Raw genomic sequence first — 21633 nt, 5'->3', positions numbered from 1 at the left:
CCGCTGCGGATGAGTGAGGCGATGATGTCACTGGGCTTACACCATGATCGAGTCAAACAGGGAGTGGCTCGCGAGGGATGAAGGGCCGCTGCGCAGAGTCACGATAAAGGCATTGCCGTTCACCTCGCCTTGCGGTGTGCTGCGAGCCAGGCGTTGATAGCTGATGGAGGCATCGTAGCGCTGGCACAGCTCGCGGCATATATAGAGTCCGAGGCCGCTGGAGCGGCTTTGAGAGGAGAAGAACGGCTCGAACAGATGGCGCTCGACGCTGGACTCCAGCGGTGCCCCATCACTCCAGACCATGAACCAGCAGGTGTCGTCCTGCGGTGCGAGACCCTGGATCTGACCGTTCAAGGGGCCGTGGCCGCTGATCAACTGCAGGCCCGCCTCATTGCCGGCATGGCTGCGGTGGCGCTGGGCATTGTCCAGCAAGTTGATCAGCACGCGGCGCAGATGCTCTTCATCGAACAGGATGTGGCGGGCCGTTGCATTGAGCCGCAGCAGAAGCTGGCGCGGCGGAGCGGCCTGTGTGCGCCATTCATGGCTGATCTGGGCCAGCAGGGTGTCCAGCGGCAGCGACTGGCCCTGATGGGTTTCTGCGCCCTGCTGCACGCGTGCCAGGTTGAGGATTTCTTCGGCGATGCGGGCCAGTCGGTCGGCATTCTGCCCCACGATCCGGCATAGCTGTTGGGGGCCGGGCTGGCTCGCCAGGTCTTCGGCCAGCAGCGCATTGGCCTGGGTGATGGCGGCCAGCGGGTTGCGTATTTCATGGGCCACGGCAGCCGACATACGGCCCATGGAGGCCAGCTTTTCGGTGCGCAGCTGCGCTTCCATTTCGCGCAGGTCGTGAAGAAACATGACGCAAAGCGAATGGCTGGCTTGCGCCTGCGGACCCTCGTCCAGATAGGGCGCCGAAACTTCGGTGATGCGTGTGCGCACATGCATGCCCGTGGCGCCGTGTCGTTCATGGGCCTGCAGGTGAATCGTGGCGGACAGCGGGCGGGCATGGGCAAAGCTGGCTTGTGTTGAATGCGCCAGCGGCTCCCACCAGCTGTGGGCCTGCAGGGAAAAAGGCTGGGGGTGATCTATGGGCAGGCCCAGCAGCTGCAAGGCAGCTGGGTTGGCCTGCAGAACCAGCAAGCTCGAGTCGACCACCAGCACGCCGTCGGAGAAGTGGTTGATCACCAGGCTGTTGACCTGCTCCTGGGTCTGGGTGCGCAAGCGGTTGAACAGGGCCTGGGAACGCTCGCGCCGGACACGCTTGGCCAGCTCGTGCGTGAGATAGGCCACGCAGAAATAGCCGGCGCAGGAAAAAGCCGTCTGGTAGTAAGACTGGGCGCCGTCGTTGAGCCCGCCATGGTATTGCCAGAAGGTATAGGCCAGCGTCAGCAGCGTGATGCTGGCCGTGGTGCCAAAGGCCAGCATCAGTCCGCCCAGCGCCGAGGAGATCAGGACGGGAATGGCCAGCAGCGCGGTGTAGTTGAGCGAGCCGACCTGAAAGATCTGCAGCAGAAAGATCACCGCAATGTCGACGCCGATCACGGGCAGCCATTGCAGGGCTGCGCGAGGCGCCGGCAAATGACGTCCGGCAGCCAGGCGCAGCACGACGGTCAGCGTCAGATAGGTGAAGCAGATCAGCCAGGCCAGGGGAGAGCTGATGTTCTGCAGCTGCAGATTCAGCGTCTGCAGCAGCACCAGGGCCAGCGCCAGAAGCACGCGGCCGCTGAGGAAGGCCTGCCACAGGCGCACGAACGGGGCGTTGAGACTGGCGTCCGCGCGCCGGCTGATGGCTTCATCGAGCGGGATGGCGGTGTGCTGCCAGGGCGAGGCGGAGTTCACCATGCGGTCAGTGGCGGGCAGTGTCTTGCTGGGCCAGGCGGCGGTGTTCCGCGCTGCAGAAGATCTTGCCCGAGGCGTCGTTGACAGCATCTGCTTGCGGTAGGTGAAGGCCGCAGTGAGCACAAGCTACCATGGTCTGTGCCTGCTTGGGGGTGCTGGCAGGCCTGGTCTGATCGGCCACTTCAGCGCGGCGTTTGTTGCGCCAGATTCCGACAGCCACCACCACGACCAGCAGGACCAGCAAATACTTCATGCTGCGCGCTCCAGCAGGACTTCAATCACAAACCGCGAGCCGGCATAGGCCAGCAGCAAAAAGATGGCGCCGATATAAAGAACACGTACGGCGCTCTGGCCGCGCCAGCCGAATCGCTTGCGGCCGAACAGCAGCACGGCAAACGCCAGCCAGGACAGCAGGGAGAAAATGGATTTGTGATTCCACACCCATGCCTTGCCATAGAGCTGCTCGCCAAACAGCCAGCCTGCGGCCAGTGTGGCGGTCAGCAGCACAAAGCCCGCTCCGACAAAACGGAAGGTCAGCCGCTCCAGCGTCAGCAGCGGCAGTCCGCTGTCATGGTCGCCGCCCTGGCGCATCTGCCGCTCGGCATGGCTCATCAGCGCGCCATGAACGACGGCTGCGGCAAACAGGCCGTAGGAAGCAATACCCAGAGCCAGATGCAGCGGCAGCCAGGGCGAGGCGTTGACGTGCAGCGGAGTGCCGGGGAACACCACGGCCAGAAGCACGGCCACGCTGCCCAGCATGGACAGCGGCCAGCGCGAGCGCAGCTGCGGGTAGAGCTGCTGCTCCACCACATAGACGGTCAGCACCAGCCAGGCAGTGATAGAGAGTGCAGGAGCAAAGCCGAAGTGCGGCAGCTCGCCAAGCAGACCCCAGCCCAGCAGCAGGGCATGCAGTGCCCAGGCCAGGCGCAGGCAGCGACGGGCACCGGCTTCTTGCAGGTGCTGGGTGGCAAGTGCAGGAATGGCGTAGGTAATGGCTGCGGCCATGGCCAGGATCCAGCCAATGGGGCCAGCTGCGGTGAGCGGTTGGGAGAGCATGCTTTCTATGATAGTGCCGCTGGCCCGCACTCATCTTTTGCAGGCCGCTGCCGTCCGGCAATTTTGTGCATAAAGCACTGCCTGAACCCGGTCATGAGCGTGGGTTTGAGCGCTTGCGAGCAGATCGTCGACTTTCGAGCCCGTTCTTCAAGGATTTTCTCCTGCCGGGCGATGTCTCCGGTCCTCCCGCCCAGCCGGCCAGTCTTGGGCCAAGAGCAAGGACTTGCAGGAGAGCTCGATTCAGGTCCATTAAGGTCCATTCAGGACCGGCCTGGTCTCTTTCGAGGGAGTTGTGGGGCAGGGCGCAGCGACCTTGCACGCCCGAGGCAGATCACGGACAAGCCTGCGGGGCATCGTCAATCAAGGGCAGCGGGTAAAATGCCTGTTCATGCAGCTTCGCCTCGCCTGAGCTGGGTCCGCAAGCTGCCCGGAGAGTCGTGCTGCGCGCTCGCGCACGACTCCCGTCCATCCATAACTTTCGAATGCTTTTTGCTTATGGCCTCCGCACTCACCGATAAACTCTCGCGCCTTGTCAAAGAGATGCGCGGCCAGGCCCGCATCACCGAGTCCAATGTGCAGGACATGCTGCGCGAAGTGCGCATGGCCTTGCTGGAGGCCGACGTGGCCCTGCCCGTGGTGCGCGACTTCATTGCCCGCGTCAAGGAAAAGGCGCTGGGCCAGGAAGTCATCAGCTCGCTGCAGCCCGGCCAGGTGCTGGTGTCCATCGTCAACAAGGAGTTGGCGGCGACCATGGGCGAAGGCGTGGCCGACATCAACCTCAATGCCCAGCCTCCCGCCGTCATTCTGATGGCTGGTCTGCAAGGCGCCGGCAAGACCACCACCACGGCCAAGCTGGCCAAGCATCTGATCGAAAAGCGCAAGAAAAAGGTGCTCACGGTCTCGGGAGACGTCTATCGCCCTGCGGCGATCGAGCAGCTCAAGACCGTGACGGCCCAGGCTGGCGCCGAGTGGTTTCCCTCCACGCCGGACCAGAAGCCTCACGATATCGCCGTGGCCGCGATCGACTACGCCAAAAAGCATTTCTTCGATGTGCTGCTGGTGGATACGGCCGGCCGTCTGGCCATCGACGAGCTGCTGATGGCCGAAATCAAGGATTTGCACGCCACGCTCAAGCCCGTCGAAACCCTGTTCGTGGTCGATGCCATGCAGGGCCAGGATGCGGTCAACACGGCCAAGGCCTTCAAGGAAGCGCTGCCGCTGACCGGTATCGTTCTGACCAAGCTCGACGGCGATTCTCGCGGCGGTGCTGCGCTGTCGGTGCGCCAGATCACGGGCGCGCCCATCAAGTTCGCCGGTGTCTCGGAAAAGATCGACGGCCTGGAAGTCTTCGATGCCGACCGCCACGCACAGCGCGTGCTGGGCATGGGCGACATCGTGGCCCTGGTCGAGCAGGTCACCAAGGGCGTGGACATGGAAGCCGCGCAGAAGATGGCCGAGAAGCTCAAGAGCGGCGACGGCTTCGACCTCAACGACTTTCTGGCCCAGCTGCAGCAGATGAAGCAGATGGGCGGTCTCTCGACCCTGATGGACAAGCTGCCCGCCGAGCTGGCCGGCAAGGCCGGTCAGGTCGACATGGACAAGGCCGAGCGCGAGATCAAGCGCAAGGAAGGCATCATCTGCTCCATGACCTTCAAGGAGCGCAAGAACCCCGCCCTGATCAAGGCCACGCGCAAAAAGCGTATTGCCGACGGCGCCGGCGTGCAGGTGCAGGAAGTCAACCGCCTGCTCAAGGAGTTCGAGCAGATGCAGACCATGATGAAGAAGTTCAAGGGCGGCGGTCTGATGAAGATGATGAAGAAGATGGGCGGCATGAAGGCCATGAAGGGCATGATGGGCGGCGGCGGCATGCCCAAGCTGCCGTTCTGATATTTGATCCCCCTGAGCCGCTGCGCGGCTTCCCCTGGCCGGGCGCCCCCAAGGGGGATGACAGCCTCGCTGCGCGGCGGCGCGGCCGGCATAGGCGCTTGCTCGCTGTCCCTGAGTTGGGGGGTGCTTGGTTTGAGATCAGCGATCTATAAAAAGTGAGCTGCTTGCGCTTGTTGTTTATGGGTTTTGATGAGAAATGCATCTAAATCAAAGGAATGACAAGCGAGAGCAGCTCACTTTTTTGTAAAGAAGCGCAGTAATTGTGGGTAGAAGGTGGCTGTATGGGCGGCTTTCTGAGAACATGCCTTTCCATGAAGCTACAAGACAGGACTTTCGTGGAGGCAGGTCAGCGGCAACCTCTGCCTCAATGTCTGGAGCGCCGCGGCGCGCTGATGCTGGCGGGCTCGCTGCTTGCGGCGCTGGCAGGGTGTTCCACCACCAAAGACAAGCCCCGGTCTGCTGCTCAAGGCGGATCTTCCGTGCGCCCGGCCAATGCCCTGAGTCTGGATGCAGAGCTGCGCGAGTCGCTGCTGGCGCGCACCATGCTGGTGGTCAACACGCCTTACACCTATGGCGGCAACTCGCCTGAAGGCGGTTTTGACTGCAGCGGCCTGATTCAGTGGGCCGTGGGGGGCATCACGGAAATGCGCCTGCCCCGCACCACATCGCAATGGGCGCAGGCCAGCAACCCGGTGGACGGGCGCGATCTGATGCGCGGCGACTTCGTGTTCTTCAACACTCTGGGCGGGCGCTATTCCCATATGGGAATTTTTGTGGGCAACGGACAGTTCGTGCACGCGCCGTCCAGCGGCGGAACGGTGCAGCGGGTACGCATGGACAATGTGTACTTCGCCAAGCGATTCACGGAAGCCCGAAGTATCTTTGCCTGAATGCCCGCGCCGCGGATGTAAAAAGGGACTGCCTGGCAGTCCCTCGGTTTTTGCGGGTGTCCCGCACTTATGCCGCAGGCTCGGAGGCGGGCTTTGCCTCATCGCCGGTCAGCGGAAGATTCCAGCTCATCGCATGCCAGGGGTGCTGCTCCTGCGTCACCCATTGCGCCACTTCTTCGGACGTGAAGGCCTTGCCCAGCACATCGCTGCGGCCTTGTGCCAGCCATTGAGCGCGGCCCTGTGCATAGGCCTGACCGAAAGCAAGCCAGCTGTCGAAGCATTGCTGGGCGCGCTGGGCGTTGAGCTGAAGGATATCCCAATGCAAGGCTTCGTCCGTCCATTCCAGCAGCCTGGCGCTGCGCACAAAAAAGGTCACGCGCGCGCAGGCAAACGCCATTGCGGCGCGCACGTCGTCGCTGCGCTGCAGGCGCTGCAGATCCAGCATGAACCAGCGCTGGCGCAGTGCGTCGGGCAGTTGCTGGCGCACCTGTTCGTCGCTGAGGTCGGTGCGCAGGCCAAGATGGTGCAGGATCATGGGGCGCAGCTGCCTGGCGAGCGCATCGTCAGCGCCATGCAGATCGCTGGCAAAGCCGCCTTGCATGGCGTGGTAGGCCATGGGGTGGGCCAGGGCCAGGGCCCAGTTGCGCTCCTGGCTGCCCGCCTGGTAGCTGATGATGTCGCCGCGTTGCCTGGCCTCCTTGAGGCGCTTGAAGCCGCCGCGCAGCACCCAGTAGACCAGGGCCACGATGAGTAGAAAGATCGTCCATCCGCTCATGTGCGAACTCCTGGGCGACCGGGACGCTTTCTGGCCATCAGCAAGCTCTGTTTCAGTGCGGCGGATTTGGGCATGCGCTCAATGACTTCGCTGTCCAGCGAATCCTTGCGTGCCGCCACCATCCACTGCATCAGTGGTGACTGCAGATTGAGCCGGGGCAGCAGGGCGGGGTGCTGCTGCATCAGCCACAGTTGCTCGTCGTCGGTCTGCAGCTCCTGCACCGAGCACCAGGGCGCCAGCCCCGGATGGGACTTCAGCAGCTCGGGCGGGCGGCGCACAATGCCCATGGACAGCGCGTCCTCGGGCACCTCGTCATTGAGCGGCAGATGGTTGAGCAGGGTCACCACATCGGGCATATAGCGTGCAATCGGCGGTCGGTTCTGCTTGCCCTTGATCTGCTCGATCTGAAGCTTGCCGTCCTTTTGCACATAGGCATTGACGGTGATGCGGGGCTGGGCCGTGCCCGTGCGGTAGCTGAACAGCCGCATGCGCCCCGACTCGAGACCCTCGGCGTAATGTTCTCCATAGCCGCCGCTGAAGGACTTGCGGTTGGCAAACTGGCCCACGCAGTGGCCCATCATCTGGCTTTCATAGGCCATTTCCTGGCGCATCTGCGCACTTGTGCCGTCAAACTCCACAAAGGTACCGTGCTGGCCGCGCAGCAACCCGTGCACGGCGCTCGAGCTGTGCTCGACCCGGCCGCTGTTCTGTTTTTTCTCGAAAGCCAGATGCTCCAGCGTCCAGCGCGCCAGCGCCTGCGGGCAGTTCACGCGCTGCAGCTTGCCTTCGAGAGAGGTGCCCTTGCGGGTGGAGAGAAATTCCACCAGCCGTGTCTCCAGCGCTAGCAGGGCGGCGCTGTCGGGCTGCACCCACCAGAGCTCGGGCAGCTCGAAGCCGGCCTGCCTGCGCTCCAGCCGCTCCAGCGCCCAGGCCGGCGGCTCCTGGCGGCCGGCCAGCTCCTGCAACTGCCGGACGTCGGCAATGCGCAGCACGGCAGGCTCGTCGGCCTGCAGATTGCCCACCACATGGCGGTAGAAGTGGTTGCCCAGCCAGGCAGCGACATCGGCTGCGTCGCCGCGCTCTGCGCTGCGCTCCTTGATGCGCTGCTTGATGGCCGGGGCGTTGACGACATCGCGCGCCTTGTAGGCACTGGCGGCAGCGGCTTTTTCGACGACCTGATTCACCAGAATTTCCACCATGGTTTGCGACCCGATGCCGCAGCACCGGCCTGGGCGTCGCGTTCGGCCAGCTTGCGCTCGGCGCGCTCTATGCCGGACTGCGACATGCGCCGCTCATCCTCGTCGTCGTCCTTGTCCAGATAGCTGTTGGCCTGCTTGTGCAGTGCCACGGATTCCTCCAGCAGCTCGGGGTAGGCCTCCAGCGCACAGGCCAGGCGGCGCAGCGGATAGCAGTCCTGCAGCGCAATGACTTCTTGCTGATGCGCGCGCAGGCGCGGCAGCACCAGCTCGGGGCGTGTGCTGGAGAAAAAGTCCAGCATGGACATCAGGGACGCCAGGTAGTTGCGGCGCACGTCGCGCTGCTCGTCTTCATCCAGGTCGTGGAACCATTGGTCCAGACGCTCCATCCAGATGCTGATCTCGTCATCGCGGTTGAGCTTGTAGAGCGACAGGGCGACGGTGGAGAAGTAACGTGTGGGTTCGTGGCGGCTGTAGCCATGCTCCTGGGCGAAATGCCACAGGCGCTCGGCCTCGACCACGGTCTGCGCGTCGTCGTCCTTGCCCACGGCACACCACAGCAGGCCGTTGTGATGCTCGGCAAACGGGCTGCTGCCCAGGCCCTTGTGGTGCAGCTCGGCGGCTTCGTCGTAGCGGTCCATGAAGCGGTACTTGATGGCCAGGTTGTTGCAGAGCATGGAGTACACATGCAGGTCGCCATCCTTGAAGCGGCCCTGGCCAGTCGCCCAGAAATGCTCGAAGCGGGCGAGACCCTCCTCGTAGTAGCGCACGACCAGAGGCTCGCGCACCTCCTGCGCAGGCACTTTCTTCTTGCCGCCCATCAGCGGTGCCAGATCGTCTGCATCGTCAAGGACCACGCCGGCGGCGTAGCACCAGTGCGCGCCATGGCCCTGGGGAAAAGGCCTAGCCAGCGCTTCTTCCAGCGGCAGCGCGGCAAAGCGGGCAGCCCAGAGCGCGGGCAGCTTGTCGCTGTCGGCCATCTCGGGGTGCTGGCCCACGCCAATTTCCAGCAGCGGCAGAGCCTGCTCCATCTGGCGCTTGCGTGCCAGACGCAGGCCGTCGAGCAGAGCCAGCACCGGATGGGCCGGCTGGGCTGCGCGCACCATGTTCAGATAGAAATCCGCCGGATGCAGTGGCATCTCTTCTTGCGCGAGCAGCTGGCGCATGTCCTCGTCAGTCTGGCCAATGGCCAGAACTAGCGCCCAGGTGATGGCGTTGGCCGGGTCGTTGCTGAACTGTTCCTTGGCCAGCTGAAAAGCGGCCACGGCCGAGACGGGGCGGGCGTGGAGCACGCTCTCCAGCGCCAGATCGGCGGCCTCCTTCAAGCGACCGGCCTGCACCAGCCAACCCAGTTGGGAAGCGCTGAAGGGATCGCCCGAGTCATCCGTCAGGCCAAAGTGTCCCTGAGGCGCCAGTTGCAGAGCTGCCTCCAGCTGACCGGCCTGCGCACAGGCCTGGGCCTGCAGTCGCACGATCTTGACCTGGCGATGCGCCTTGACGGCTTGCGAGGGCGGGGGATTCTCCAGAGCGGCCAGTTGCTGCTCGCAGGCCATGAGCAGGGCGGGCAGGCTTTGCGGGGCCAGCGGCAGCACATGGTCGGCCAGCGTCATCCAGCGGTCAAAGTCCACCTGCTGATCGGGCGCGGCATCACGCAATATATTGATGGCGTTTTGCACGAGGCTGGCTGACTCGCTGGCGTGGCCGCTTTTCTGAGCCATTTCCGCCTTGCGAACGCAGAGGATGGCATCGAGGTAGGCCGCATCTTCGGCCAGATCGGGGTTGCGACGCTCCTGGGCGCGTTGCAGCTCAAGGCCCGTGGCCGCAGCTTCCCAGGCCTGGAGCTGCGAGGCCATCCAGTGCCAGCCATGCCAGTAGTTGTCGCTGTCCACATCCTCGGGCAGCCGGGCAATGGCCTGTGCTGCGGCACTCAGCAGGGCTTGTGCGGAGGGCTGGTCAAAACCCATGCGGCTCTGGATGTCGCTGAGGCTCAGGCGCAGCGCGGCCTCTGCGGGGCTCAGTTCGTCGGCAGCGGCCAGGGCGGTGTCGCGATGCTGCTGCAGCAGCTTGTTGGCCGCCTCGGGCTGATCGAGGTAGAGCCAGAAGTCGTGAACGCGCTCGAGCTCCTGCACGGTGGCAGGGGCAAAGTTCTGCTGCCCCATCAATTCCACCGCAGCGGCGATGCGCTCCTGACGGCTGATGCTGCCGGGCTTGTCGTCGTTGTAGTCGTTCAGTAGCTCATGGGCTTGATCCAGCAGGGCGTAGATGGCATCGCCCTGCAGTGCGGCAGTTTGGTTCATGGTGTCCAGAGTTCAATCCGAGGCAGCTTGGCCCCAATAGGCCACCATCCTAGCGGCGGATTGAAGAGGTGTGTGCCATCCGGCAAGGCATCACCATTTGTTACAGAATTTATAACCAGTCATGAAAAAAGCCTGCCTTGGCATTGCCGGCAGGCTTTTTGTGGATGAGGCTGGGGACTGTCGGGCTGTCAATCCTTGACCAGGACTTCGCCACGCAAGGTGTAAGCCTTGGCTTCGGTAATCTTCACATCCACCATCTGTCCGATCAAACGCTCGTTGCCGGGGAAGTTGACCACGCGGTTGCAATAGGTGCGGCCCATCAGCTCGCTGCCGTCGCGCTTGCTCACGCCTTCGACCAGCAGGCGTTGCACCGTGCCGACACGCTCTTCGCTGATCTCCTTGATGTTGGTGTTGATCACGGCCTGCAACTCCTGCAGGCGGCGCAGCTTGACTTCGTGCGGCGTGTCGTCGTGCAGATTGGCAGCAGGCGTGCCGGGGCGGGGGCTGAAGATGAAGCTGAACGAGTTGTCGAAGCGCACATCGTGGATGAGCTTCATCATCTTCTGGAAGTCCTCCTCGGTCTCGCCGGGGAAGCCCACGATGAAGTCGCTGCTCATGGCCAGATCGGGGCGGATGGCACGCAGCTTGCGGATGGTGCTCTTGTATTCCATGGCCGTGTAGCCGCGCTTCATGGCCATGAGGATCTTGTCGCTGCCATGTTGCACGGGCAGATGCAGATGGCTGACCAGTTGCGGAATCTTGGCGTAGGCCTCGATCAGGCGCGGCGTGAACTCGTTGGGATGGCTGGTGGTGTAGCGGATGCGCTCGATGCCGGGAATCTCGGCCACATACTCCAGCAGCAGCGCGAAGTCGGCCATCTCGCTGCTGTCGCCCATCTTGCCCAGGTAGGCGTTGACGTTCTGGCCCAGCAGCGTGATTTCCTTCACGCCTTGCTCGGCCAGGCCCGCGACTTCCACCAGCACGTCCTCGAAGGGGCGGCTGACTTCTTCGCCGCGCGTATAGGGCACGACGCAGTAGCTGCAATATTTGGAGCAGCCTTCCATGATGGAGACAAAGGCCGAAGCGCCTTCCACGCGCGCCGGCGGCAGGTGGTCGAACTTCTCGATTTCGGGGAAGGAGATATCGACCTGGGGCTTGGCCTTGGCCGCGCGCTGATTGAGCAGCTCGGGCAGGCGGTGCAGGGTCTGGGGGCCGAAGACCACATCGACAAACGGAGCGCGCTTGATGATCTCTGCACCCTCCTGGCTGGCCACGCAGCCGCCCACGCCGATCAGCACGCCTTTTTCCTTGAGATGGCGGATGCGGCCCAGATCGCTGAATACTTTTTCCTGGGCCTTCTCGCGCACCGAGCAGGTGTTGAACAGGATCAGGTCGGCCTCGTCCACGTTCTGTGTGGGCTCGTAACCCTGGGCCGCGCCCAGCACATCGGCCATCTTGTCCGAGTCGTACTCGTTCATCTGGCAGCCAAAGGTTTTGATAAAGACTTTCTTGCTCATGGGGCGCTCTTGTCAGGTGGGGCTGCAGTGTCTGCAAGCACAAAGTGATAGCGGCTGGCGCCTGCCATCACTCGATTTAGATATGGAAACAGTTCGAAAAGCTTGCTGAAAAAGCGCAAGCAGCTCGTCAATCAATAGCGGCCGGCGCGGGCCGGACTCAGCTGCCGAACACGCGCTGCAGCAGGGTACGCGGCTGGATCGGCTTGTATTTCTCGATTTCGGCCGGGGTCAGGATCCAGGCCGTGTGCAGGCCCTGGGTCTGCGGCTCAAGCACATAGCCCACCAGCAGTTTCTGGCCTGCATAGTTGCTGGCAAAAACCAGGCTGCGTTCGCGGCTGAACAGGCGAAAGCCCGGCGTGGTGCGAATGGTCGTACCGTTGATGGCCACTTCGGGGAAATGGGTGACCGTCAGTTCGCCGAACTGCGCCGTGGGCGGAAAGTTGCGCGTGTCGTCCGAGGGCAGGCCCTGTGCCAGGGCTGGCAGGCTGGCGCTGGCGGCAGCAGCCAGCAAGGCGCAGCCCCAAAGGCGGCGGCTGAAGCGGGTGGTGGTGCAGCGGTTCATGGTGTATATCCAGGGGCTGATCGTGGGGCGGTCAGAGCTGGAGTCATGGCCGCAATGCCGTGATTCTAGAGGCTGGCGCTTGGCAGCAGGGCTTGCTCAGGCTTTGCCGCCCGCGGCATAGAGCACGGCCTTGGGCGGACGGCACAGCCCCCAGAAGCGCAGGCCCGTCAGCTCCGCCATGCGCACGCCCATGACGGTGGGCGCGGAAATCGTGGCCAGCGCCGCGATGCCGACCTTGGCGCATTTGCGCACCAGTTCATGGCTGCCGCGGCTGGACAGCAGCACAAAGCCGGGTTCGCCGAGGCGGCCCGTGCGCGCCAGCCGGCCGACCAGCTTGTCCAGCGCATTGTGGCGGCCCACGTCTTCGAGCACATCCGTGATGTCGCCCGCCAGAGTGGCCCAGCCTGCGGCATGGATGGCGCCGGCCTCGGCATTGAGAATCTGGTGTGGCGGCAGGGCGTCAATCGCCTTGAGCACGGTGGCTGCGTCGACCCGCTCCAGCCAGCCCTGGGGCGGCAGGGCATCAAACGACAGGTCCAGCGCCGCAAAGCTCTCGACTCCGCAGACGCCGCAACCCGTGCGGCCCGTCATGCTGCGGCGCCTGTCCTTGAGCCGCGCAAAGCAGCGCGAGGCGATGTCGAGCTGCACTTCCATGCCGTCCATGCCTTCGGGCAGGCCGGCCGCCGCGGCAGACACGGGGCGGGCTTCGATGCCGTAGCAGTCAGTGGCGCTGTCGATGATGCCCTCGGTCAGCGCAAAGCCCAGCGCAAAGTCCTCCACATCGGTGGGCGAGCCCATCATCACCGCATGCGAGATGCCGTTGAAGACCAGCGCGATCGGCACCTCGGCCGCGAGCACGCGCTCCTGCCGCTCCTGCTTCCCGGCGTTGAAGAAGCTCACGGCATGGGTGTGCAGCGGTGCTATCGGCTGGGCAGGGATGGGGCAGGCGGACTCGGTCATGGGCTGATGATAGTCAGCAGGCGCATCCCTTGCCGGCAAGGGGCGGATGCGCTGCGCTCAGTCCAGCAGTGCCATCCCCTTGATCTGTGCATACAGCGGCATGCCGGCCTGCAGTTGCAAGGCCTTGGCCGAGTGCCGGGTGATTCTGGCCAGCAGTCGGGTGCCGCCCGCCTGCAGCGAAACCATGACCTGCCCCGGCCCGTCCTCGCGCAGGCCCAGCACCTGCACCGGAAGGATGTTGAGAATGCTACTGCCCTCGGGCCTGAGCAGACTCAGGCTGACATCGCGTGCCTGCACGCGCAGCGGCACCGTGCTGCCCGGCTCGCGCGGTCTGGCCATGACGAGCTGCAGTTGTCCGCCGTCGAAGATCAGCGTGCTCAGATGGTCGGCAGCGTCATGGGCCTGCACCGTGGCATGGACCACGCTGGAGGCCACGTCGCCATGGGCCAGCGGCAGATCGAGGCTGGAGAGCAGTTCGGTGACGGAGCCCTGCGCCAGCACCTTGCCCGCGCCGAGCAGCACCATATGCTGGGCCAGGCGCGCAACCTCGTCCATGGAGTGGCTCACATAGATCACGGGAATCCGCAGATGCCGCTGCAACTGCTCCAGATAGGGCAGAACCTCGGCCTTGCGCTGGGCGTCGAGCGCGGCCAGGGGCTCGTCCATGAGCAGCACTTCGGGGCTGGTGGCCAGCGCTCTTGCAATCGCCACGCGCTGGCGTTCGCCGCCCGAAAGCGTGGCGGGCATGCGATCCATCAGATGGCTGATGCCCAGCAGTTCCACGGCCCGCTCCTTGGAGACCTTGCGGCGTTCCTGCGGCGTGCGCTTGAGACCGTAGTCGATATTGCGCTGCACCGACAGATGAGGAAACAGGCTGGCCTCCTGAAACACATAACCGAGTGCGCGCTGGTGCGTGGGCAGCCATTGTCGGCTGGTATCGTCCTGCCATACAGTCTGGTTGACGGTGACGCGACCTTGCGCCCGCTCCAGCCCGGCGAGGCTGCGCAGACAGCTGGTCTTGCCGCAGCCCGAAGGCCCGAACAGGGCCGTGACCCCCTGGCCGGGTAGCTGCAGATCCACATCGAGTTCAAAGTCCGGCCGGCTCAGCCTGAGCTGTGCGGCGATGAAATTGGTGGCTGTCATGCGCAGCGCTCCGCTTTGGGTTGCAGCCAGTTCAAAGCCAGCAGCACGATGAAGGAGAACACCACCATGCCGGCCGCCAGCATATGGGCGTGGCCGTACTCCATGGCTTCCACATGGTCGTAAATCTGTACCGAGACCACGCGCGTGACGCCGGGGATGTTGCCGCCCAGCATCAGCACCACGCCGAATTCGCCCACGGTGTGGGCAAAGGTCAGCACGGCGGCAGTGATGAATCCGGGACGCGCCAGCGGCAGGGCCACGGTCAGGAAGCGGTCCAGCGGACTGGCGCCCAGGCTGGCGGCAGCCTCCATGGGGCGCGGGCCCAATGCCTCGAAGGCACGCTGCAGCGGCTGCACGGTGAATGGCATGGAGTAGATCAGCGAGCCGACCACGAGGCCGGCAAAGGTGAACGGCAGATTGCCCAGGCCCATGGCCTGCGTGAGCTTGCCTATGGGGCCGTTGGGCCCCATGGTGACCAGCAGATAAAAGCCGATGACGGTGGGCGGCAGTACCAGCGGCAGCGCCACCACGGCACCGATCGGGCCGCGCCAGCGCGAACGGGTATGGGCCAGCCACCAGGCCAGCGGCGTGCACAACAGCATGAGCAGCACGGTAGTCACGCCCGCGAGCTTGAGCGTGAGCCAGATGGCTGCGTAGTCTTCGGCATTCAGTTGCATGGAATCAAAAACAGGACTTGCGCAAACAAGCATGCACAACGGACATTTCTATCGGCAAAGCACCATGTCTGATCCGAATTTGCGCAAGTCGAAAAAAAAGACCCTTGGAGCGCCCAGCTTAGCCGAGCAGCGCCAAGGGTAGAGCGGATTGGTTTGAGCTCCAGGATTTGCCGGTCAAGCGTCAGAAGCTGTAGCCATAGGAGCGGATGATGTCATGTGCCTTGGGGCTGCGCAGGTACTTCATCAGAGCCGCAGCGGCTTCGTTGTCCTTGGCGCTGTTGAGCACAATGGCGTCCTGGCGAATGGGTTCATGCATGTTGCCGGGCACCTGCCAGGCCGAACCCTCGCGGATCTTGCCGTTCTCCATGACCTGGGACAGCGCCACAAAACCCAGCTGCGCATTGCCGGTGGCAGCGAACTGGTAGGTCTGGGCGATGTTCTCGCCCATCACCACCTTGGGCTGCACCTGTGCGCTCAGGCCGAGCTTGTTCAGCACTTCCATGGCAGCTGTTCCGTAAGGGGCCAGCTTGGGATTGGCAATTGCGATGTGCTTGTAGTCGCCGCTCTTGAGTACATCGCCCTTGTCGTCCACATAGCCGGCCTTGGGGCTCCACAGCACCAGCGTACCGATGGCGTAGGTAAAGCGCGAATCGGTCACGCCCTTGCCTTCCTTGGCCAGCTTATCGGGTGTGGTGTCGTCGGCGGCCAGCAGAATGCCGAAGGGCGCGCCGTTGTTGATCTGGGCGTAGAACTTGCCGGTGGCGCCAAACGACAGCTCGGCCTTGTGGCCTGTATCCTTCTCGAACTCGGCCGCAATCTTCTTCATGGGCGCGGTGAAGTTGGCGGCCACGGCGACCGTCACTTCAGCGGCCTGCGCCTGCGCAGACCACAGGCCCAGCACGACTGTGCCGATCACGGCCGCAGAGCGAGCCAGTTGAAAGGAAAAACCGGTGGAGCGGGCAGTGATCTGAGTCATTGAAATTTCGCTATTCATTAATGGAATAGCGAGTGTAGCGTGAATGAACAACTGAGGTCGAGCGGGGAAATTGGCTGTCAGGGCATGATGGCGGTCTATGTCAGACACAGAAAATTTCGAACAAGAACAATTGGATATGGCCGGCGACGAGGTAGTGCCGGGTGGCGCACTGTCGTCCGACTCGGTTTCCCTGGCGCTGGGCTATGAGATGGCCGACCGTCGCATTGCCATCCTGCGCGGGATTGCGCAAAGCGGCTCCATCTCCCAAGCCGCGCGCGATGTGGGCGTGAGCTACAAGGCGGCCTGGCAGGCCATCGATACCTTGACCAATCTGGCCGGCGTGCCGCTGGTCGAGCGCAGCGTGGGCGGCGCCGGGGGCGGCGGTGCACAGATCACGCCGGCGGGCGAAGAATTGCTGCATGCGGCCGAGGCCATGATGCGCTTGCGCAGCGAGTTGCTGCAGCGCATGCAGGCCGGCACGCCCGGTGGCGGGCAGCCCAATCTGGGCCTGATGACCAGCATGCGCAATCAGTGGCCCTGCAGTGTGCTCAAGGTTGAGTCCATAGGCGGGCAGATCCGTGTCTGGCTGCGTGCCGCAAGCGATGCAGGCTCGGACTGGACGATTGCCGCGCGTATCACGCCCGAAAGCTATGAGCTGCTGGGTTTGGCACCCGGTGTGCAGGTGCTGGCACTGTGCAAGGCCACGGCCGTCAAGGTCTGGCTGGGGCAGGAGCGGCCTGCTGGGTCCACGCAGCCCATCAATATCTGGCCTGCCGTGGTGCAGCGCGCGACCTATGGCGCGGCCACGGTGACGGAAGAGAGCCTGGCTTCCGACGAAGCCATCTGTCGCTTGAGCTGGGGTGCTCAGATCGTGGGCTTTGCGCCGGCCATGAGCGGGCTGGTGGCCAATGACAATGTCTGGCTGGAGGTGGCCGAGTCTGCGGTAGTGGTGGCGGTGGCCTCCCACTGAAGCACGACTTGCGCAAATTCGGATCTGACTCGGTGTTTTGTCGGTAGGCACGCCTGTTGAGCATTCTTGTTTGCACAAACCAAAAAAAGACCGCCGGTCCTTTCAGACGGGCGGTCAAAAGGGAGTTTTCGGGCAACCGGACTCCCACGTTGAACTGAAATTTCTTAGTCCACTTTCAAGCCGATTTCCTTGATCAGCGGTGCAAAGCGGGCGCGTTCCTTGGCATGGTGGTCCACGAAGTCCTGGCGGCTCATGCGCGGCTCGGGCGTGGCGCCCAGACCCTGGATCACATCGACCACGCTTTTTTGCTCCAGTGCCTTGATCACGCTGGCGCGCACGGCATCCACCACGGGTGCGGGCGTGCCGGCCGGCGCGTAGACGCCGAACAGTGTGTCGGCATCGAAGCCCGGCAGGCCGCTTTCGGCCAGCGTGGGTACCTTGGGGTACAGAGGCGAGCGGTGCGGGCTGCCTATGGCCAGCAGCTTGAGCTTGCCGGCCTCGACCTGCTTGAGTCCCGGGCCCGGATCGAACCAGTATTGCAGCTGACCGCTGAGCACATCGGTCAAGGCCGGACCGGCACCCTTGTAGGGAATATGGCTGGCATCGACCTTGGCCGCGCGCTTGAACATCTCACCGGCCAGATGAGGCGAGCTGCCCGGGCCTGGCGAGCCGTAGGACAGCTTGCCCGGATTGGCCTGCAGGTGCTTGATGAAGTCCTGCACATTGCTCACGGGAAGGCTGGGGTTGGTTTCCAGAAACACATGCACGCGTGCCACGGCCGCCACGGGGATCAAGTCCTTTTCAGGGTTGAACGGCAGCTTGCTGTAGATCAGCGGATTGATGCTGATGCCGCCGCCGCTGCTAAGCAGCAGCGTATAGCCGTCCTTGGCAGAGCGCACGGTTTCGCTGATGCCGATATTGCCGTTGGCTCCGGGCTTGTTGTCCACCACCACGGACTGGCCCAGCACCTGGCTCATGGTGGGAGAGATCGCGCGCCCCATCACATCGGCGGCGCCGCCAGGGGCGAAGTTCACGATCAGGCGGATGGGGCGATCCGGCCATGTCTGTGCCTGGGCGGCCGGTGCCAGGCAAAGCGCCATGCCCAGGCTGGCCCAGCCCTTGGTGATCAGGGCGCGCAACTGCCTGTGCGCAGAAGGGCGTTGAGTGATGGGAGTCTCCATATGCGTTTTCCTGCTTGTCATTGATATCGATCAGTCCAGCTTGATGCCTGCGGTCTTGATGACCTCTCCCCAGCGCTTCTTCTCGGAGAGCCAGAACTCGCGCATCTGCTCGGGAGTGCTGGGCAGGGGCTCCAGGGCCAGTGATTCGAAGCGGGCCTGCACGGCCGGCGTCTTCAGGGTTTCCTGCAGCGTCCTGGACCACATCTGGATGGTGGCGTCATCCGTGCCCCTGGGGGCGACCAGGCCCTGCCAGGCGAATGCCTCGAAGCCGGCCACGCCCTGCTCGATGAGCGTGGGCGTGCGGGGCAGGCTTTTGAGTCGCTGCGCGCTGGCCACGCCGATGGCGCGGACCTTGCCCGTGTTGATGTGGGGCAGGCCTGCGGCGCTGTCCACCAGCATGAAGGGAATCTGGCCGCCGATCACATCCAGCATGGCCGGGCCGGCGCCGCGGTAGGGCGCGTGGGTCATCTTCACGCCCATCTTCTGGGCCAGCAGTTCGGTGGCCAGGTGATGCGGGGTGCCCAGCCCGGGAGATCCATAGCTGAGCTTGTCGGGGTTGGCCTTGGCCCAGGCCGCGAACTCCTGGAAGCTGCGCACCGGCAATTCGTTGTTGACGACCAGCAGCAGCGGAAAGCGCGCCAGCAGGCTGATGGGGACGAAGTCCTGTTCGGCGTTGTAGGCCAGCTTGGGGAACAGATGCGGGTTGGCGGCCAGGGTGGCGAAGTCGGCGGTGAAGACCAGGTTGCCATAGTCGCGCGAGCGCGCCGCATATTCTGCGGCGATGTTGGTGCCGGCCCCCGGCTTGTTGATCACCACGATGTTGCGATGGATGGGCTTGGCCCAGGCCTCGGCTACGCCGCGAGCCACAGCATCCGAGCCGCCGCCCGCTGCAAAGCCGACCACCCACTCCATGGGTCTGGCGGACGCCTGCTGGGCGTGGGCCGCACCCAGCATGAGCTGTACACCGCAAGCAGCTCCGGCTTTGAGAAAGGTTCTGCGCATGTTGTCTCCTTGTTGTTGAATCCGTGGGCCCGGGCCATGCTGTCTTTCTCTTTGTTTGGCTGTCTTTCCCGAGCCTTTGATGCGTTTTCGCCGAGTCCTGGGCCTATGGCGTGCGCTGCTGTGCCATGCTGATGAGCCGGTGCAGGGTGCGTGTCATGGGCGTGGCAATGCCATGCCGCTCGCCCGCGCGCACCACCGCGCCGTGGATGGAGTCGGTCTCGGTGGGGCGCCCCGCCAGCAGGTCCTGCAGCAGCGATGGCTGGTGTCCCACATGATGGTTCAGGGCGTCCTCCACCGTGGCCCGGATGCGCAGGGCGTCCACGGCGATGCCGTTGGCCGCAGCTACGGCAACGACCTCGTCCAGGACTTCGTGGATCAGGCTGCGGCCCAGAGGGCTGGCCAGTCCGTCAACGGTCTGGCGAGTGATGCCGCACAGGCCGTTGAAGGCTGCATTGAAGGCCAGCTTCTCCCAGATGGCGGTTTCGACCTCGGGATCGATCTCGCAATGCAGTCCGGCGCGGTTGAGGTCGTCGCAGAATTCCTGGAACCTGGCGTCCGCCTGCCCGGTGCGCGGCATGAAGCGGATCTTGCCGCTGCCCAGCGAACTCACTTTTCCGGGAGCCAGCAACCGGGCCGGCCATGTCGTCACACCCACGGCGATCTGCTGGGAGTCGGCAAATCCGTGCAGGGTCTCGATATGTCCTATGCCGTTTTGCAGGCTGAGCAGCAGGGTCTCGGGCCCTATCAGGTGGGCAATGCTTTGCAGCGCGGCCTGGGTATGGGCGGCCTTGGTGAAGATCAGCCAGCGCGCGGGCGGTTGCGTCAGCTCATGGGCCTGCAGGGCCTGAACGCCGGCGTGCAGCGGACCCTGGTCGGTCTCGCAGTGCACGCCGTGCTCGCGTATGGCCTGGAGCAGCTGCGCGTTGACATCCACCAGCGTGACGGGGATGCCGGCCCGGGCCAGCCGGGTGCCGAACAGGGTGCCCATGGCCCCCGCTCCCAGGATGCCGACGGTGGCCGCTCGCGACTCTTGTGTGTTGTGCATGTCTTGTCTCCGAGAGCTCGGGGCCGGGTCAGGCGACCTCGACTTCGACCAGAGTGGCGCGCGGGCTGCGCAGGGCGTCCCGCAGAACCCGGGGCAGTTGGGCGGCTTCGGTGACGCGCACGCCGTCGCAGCCCTGGCCCTTGGCCAAGGCCACGAAGTCGATGTCGGGCAGGTCCGTTCCCTCGACCTTCTCGCCCTCGCGGTAGCCGAACACCCTGGAGAAATCCTGCAGGGCAGCGTAGCGGCGGTTCTTGACAATGATGTAGGTGACCGGCAGCTTCAGATGGGCTGCGCTCCACAGGGCCTGGATGGCGTACATGGCCGAGCCGTCGCCGATGACGCCTATGACTTTCTTGTCGGGCTTGGCCAGCGCGATGCCTACGGAAGCAGGCAGGCTGTGGCCCAGCCCGCCGCTGCACATGGTGAAGAAGGTCTCGGTAGCGTAGATGGGCAGATGGGCCTGGATGATGGAGCGCGAGCCAGGCGCCTCCTCGACGATGATGCTGTCGCGCGATCGCACCTGGGCCAGTGTGTGCATGAGGAAGGCATCGCTCATCAGCTCGCCTGGCTCGGGTGCCGCCGGCGCCGGTATGGCGGGCCGGGGCTGGAGCGCGGGGCGCGGATGCGTCAGGGGGCGGGCCAGCAGCTCCTGCACGCCCATGCGGATATTGCCCACGGCCGCGTCGCCAACAGGGGCCCAGGCGGCGATGGCGGGGTCCTCGATGAGCTGGAAGAGTTGCGTGCCTTCGGCGATGAAGGGGCCGTGGCCTTCGACGTGGTAGGTGAAGGCAGGTGCGCCGATGACGAAGACCACGTCATGGCCCGAAAGCCTGTCCACGATGCGCTCGCGCATGGCGGGCAGGAAGCCTCCGAACAGCGCATGGTCCTCGGGGAAGCCGCAGCGTCCGCTCATGGGCGCCACATAGACGCGCGCCTGGTGGCGTTCGGCCAGGGCCTGGACGGCCTCGAAGGCCTGGCTGCGGTCCACGGCCGCTCCGACCACGAAGGCCGGTGTGCGCGCACTCTCCAGCGCCTGGCCTATGCTGTCCAGCAGGCGTGGGTCGGGTCGGGTCTCGAAGCCGACTTTGCGCAGCGTGATGGGCTCGCAGGGCACATCCCAGTCATCGGCGGGAATGGAGACGAAGACCGGGCCGCGCGGCTCCTGCATGGCAATGTAGTAGGCCCGCGCCAGGGCCTGGGGCACGTCCTCGGCACGCGCGGGTTCGCAGCTCCACTTCACATAGGGCTTGGGCAGCTCGGCGGCCTGGTTGGAATGCAGGAAGGGGTCGAACTGCAGCAGCGAGCGCGTCTGCTGGCCGGCCGTGATGACCATGGGCGTGCGGTTCTTGAAGGCCGTGAAGATATTGGCCATGGCGTGGCCCACGCCGGCGGCCGAATGCAGGTTCACGAAGCTGGCATTGCGCGTGGCCTGGGCATAGCCGTCTGCCATTCCCACGACCACGGTTTCCTGCAGGCCGAGGATGTATGAGAAGTCTTCGGGATAGTCGCGAAACAAGGGCAGCTCGGTGGAGCCCGGGTTGCCGAAGATGCGCGTCATGCCCAGCTCGCGCAGCATGTTGATGACGGCGTGGCGCACGGTGAAGACCTCGGCGGCCTGGGCATTGGGGGCGGTGTTGGCGGGCAAAAAATTCTCCTTGGA

General features: G+C 64.3%; 19 protein-coding genes. 3 read left to right on the top strand and 16 right to left on the bottom strand.

Features of this window, described 5'->3' with window-relative positions; genetic code table 11:
* Nucleotides 1-36 precede the first annotated feature (36 nt).
* The 3 genes from CSE6_RS13805 to CSE6_RS13795 are packed head-to-tail and all read right to left on the bottom strand — an operon-like array spanning nt 37 to nt 2895.
* Nucleotides 37-1842 (bottom strand): PAS domain-containing sensor histidine kinase, encoded by a 1806-nt coding sequence (locus CSE6_RS13805; protein ID WP_034381321.1) that lies wholly within the window; start codon nt 1840-1842, stop codon nt 37-39.
* Nucleotides 1843-1846: 4 nt separating this feature from the next.
* Nucleotides 1847-2092, bottom strand: a complete 246-nt coding sequence (locus CSE6_RS13800) for a PP0621 family protein (RefSeq protein ID WP_034381319.1) — start codon at nt 2090-2092, stop codon at nt 1847-1849.
* A complete protein-coding gene (locus CSE6_RS13795) occupies nt 2089-2895 on the bottom strand; it encodes an inner membrane protein YpjD (protein WP_034381340.1) in 807 nt (268 codons plus the stop codon). Before CSE6_RS13795 ends, CSE6_RS13800 begins: the two co-directional genes overlap by 4 nt.
* 495 nt (nt 2896-3390) lie before the next feature.
* On the opposite strand from CSE6_RS13795, the gene ffh reads away from it, so the two are divergent.
* Together ffh and CSE6_RS13785 are read left to right on the top strand one after the other, a co-directional pair.
* On the top strand, nt 3391-4782 hold the full coding sequence (gene ffh, locus CSE6_RS13790; RefSeq protein ID WP_003070990.1) for a signal recognition particle protein: 1392 nt from the start codon (nt 3391-3393) through the stop codon (nt 4780-4782).
* 311 nt (nt 4783-5093) lie between these two features.
* Entirely contained in the window at nt 5094-5672 is a 579-nt protein-coding gene (locus CSE6_RS13785; RefSeq protein WP_034381317.1) for a C40 family peptidase, read from the top strand.
* A gap of 67 nt (nt 5673-5739) precedes the next feature.
* On the opposite strand, the gene CSE6_RS13780 is transcribed toward CSE6_RS13785, so the two are convergent.
* The 9 genes from CSE6_RS13780 to modA form a co-directional block, all read right to left on the bottom strand.
* Entirely contained in the window at nt 5740-6447 is a 708-nt protein-coding gene (locus tag CSE6_RS13780) for a DUF1266 domain-containing protein (protein WP_034357799.1), read from the bottom strand.
* The gene (locus tag CSE6_RS13775) at nt 6444-7646 is read right to left on the bottom strand and encodes a hypothetical protein (RefSeq protein ID WP_034381315.1); all 1203 of its coding nucleotides are present in this window, start codon (nt 7644-7646) and stop codon (nt 6444-6446) included. The genes CSE6_RS13780 and CSE6_RS13775 overlap by 4 nt, the downstream gene beginning before the upstream one ends.
* Nucleotides 7628-9940, bottom strand: a complete 2313-nt coding sequence (locus tag CSE6_RS13770) for a hypothetical protein (RefSeq protein WP_034381312.1) — start codon at nt 9938-9940, stop codon at nt 7628-7630. Before CSE6_RS13770 ends, CSE6_RS13775 begins: the two co-directional genes overlap by 19 nt.
* A 188-nt stretch (nt 9941-10128) precedes the next feature.
* On the bottom strand, nt 10129-11457 hold the full coding sequence (miaB, locus tag CSE6_RS13765) for a tRNA (N6-isopentenyl adenosine(37)-C2)-methylthiotransferase MiaB (protein WP_003071003.1): 1329 nt from the start codon (nt 11455-11457) through the stop codon (nt 10129-10131).
* A 157-nt stretch (nt 11458-11614) separates the two neighbouring features.
* The gene (locus CSE6_RS13760; RefSeq protein WP_034381308.1) at nt 11615-12019 is read right to left on the bottom strand and encodes a hypothetical protein; all 405 of its coding nucleotides are present in this window, start codon (nt 12017-12019) and stop codon (nt 11615-11617) included.
* Nucleotides 12020-12115: 96 nt separating this feature from the next.
* Nucleotides 12116-12979, bottom strand: coding sequence for a formate dehydrogenase accessory sulfurtransferase FdhD (gene fdhD, locus CSE6_RS13755; RefSeq protein WP_034381306.1), 864 nt, complete (start codon nt 12977-12979; stop codon nt 12116-12118).
* A gap of 57 nt (nt 12980-13036) precedes the next feature.
* Nucleotides 13037-14122, bottom strand: a complete 1086-nt coding sequence (gene modC / locus CSE6_RS13750; RefSeq protein WP_034381304.1) for a molybdenum ABC transporter ATP-binding protein — start codon at nt 14120-14122, stop codon at nt 13037-13039.
* Entirely contained in the window at nt 14119-14799 is a 681-nt protein-coding gene (gene modB / locus CSE6_RS13745) for a molybdate ABC transporter permease subunit (RefSeq protein WP_034381301.1), read from the bottom strand. The genes modC and modB overlap by 4 nt, the downstream gene beginning before the upstream one ends.
* A 181-nt stretch (nt 14800-14980) precedes the next feature.
* Nucleotides 14981-15775: a molybdate ABC transporter substrate-binding protein gene (gene modA, locus CSE6_RS13740; protein WP_122974442.1), complete on the bottom strand. Its 795-nt coding sequence runs from the start codon at nt 15773-15775 to the stop codon at nt 14981-14983.
* 97 nt (nt 15776-15872) lie between these two features.
* Here modA and CSE6_RS13735 point away from each other — a divergent pair, with 97 nt between their 5' ends.
* On the top strand, nt 15873-16745 hold the full coding sequence (locus CSE6_RS13735; protein ID WP_083994733.1) for a TOBE domain-containing protein: 873 nt from the start codon (nt 15873-15875) through the stop codon (nt 16743-16745).
* A 164-nt stretch (nt 16746-16909) separates the two neighbouring features.
* Here the strand turns inward: CSE6_RS13735 and CSE6_RS13730 are convergent, their stop codons facing one another.
* From CSE6_RS13730 to mdlC, 4 genes are all read right to left on the bottom strand, one after another.
* Nucleotides 16910-17926, bottom strand: a complete 1017-nt coding sequence (locus CSE6_RS13730; RefSeq protein ID WP_012839795.1) for a tripartite tricarboxylate transporter substrate binding protein — start codon at nt 17924-17926, stop codon at nt 16910-16912.
* A gap of 30 nt (nt 17927-17956) precedes the next feature.
* On the bottom strand, nt 17957-18928 hold the full coding sequence (locus CSE6_RS13725; RefSeq protein ID WP_059440751.1) for a tripartite tricarboxylate transporter substrate binding protein: 972 nt from the start codon (nt 18926-18928) through the stop codon (nt 17957-17959).
* A 103-nt stretch (nt 18929-19031) separates the two neighbouring features.
* A complete protein-coding gene (locus tag CSE6_RS13720) occupies nt 19032-19973 on the bottom strand; it encodes a ketopantoate reductase family protein (RefSeq protein ID WP_059440750.1) in 942 nt (313 codons plus the stop codon).
* A 28-nt stretch (nt 19974-20001) separates the two neighbouring features.
* A complete protein-coding gene (gene mdlC, locus CSE6_RS13715; RefSeq protein WP_083994735.1) occupies nt 20002-21618 on the bottom strand; it encodes a benzoylformate decarboxylase in 1617 nt (538 codons plus the stop codon).
* Nucleotides 21619-21633: the final 15 nt, after the last annotated feature.

This window comes from Comamonas sp. E6 (assembly GCF_001010305.1).
Classification (GTDB): Bacteria; Pseudomonadota; Gammaproteobacteria; order Burkholderiales; family Burkholderiaceae_C; genus Comamonas; species Comamonas thiooxydans.
Note: the sequence above shows the minus strand (reverse complement) of the source record. Positions and strands in the feature narration are given on the sequence as shown.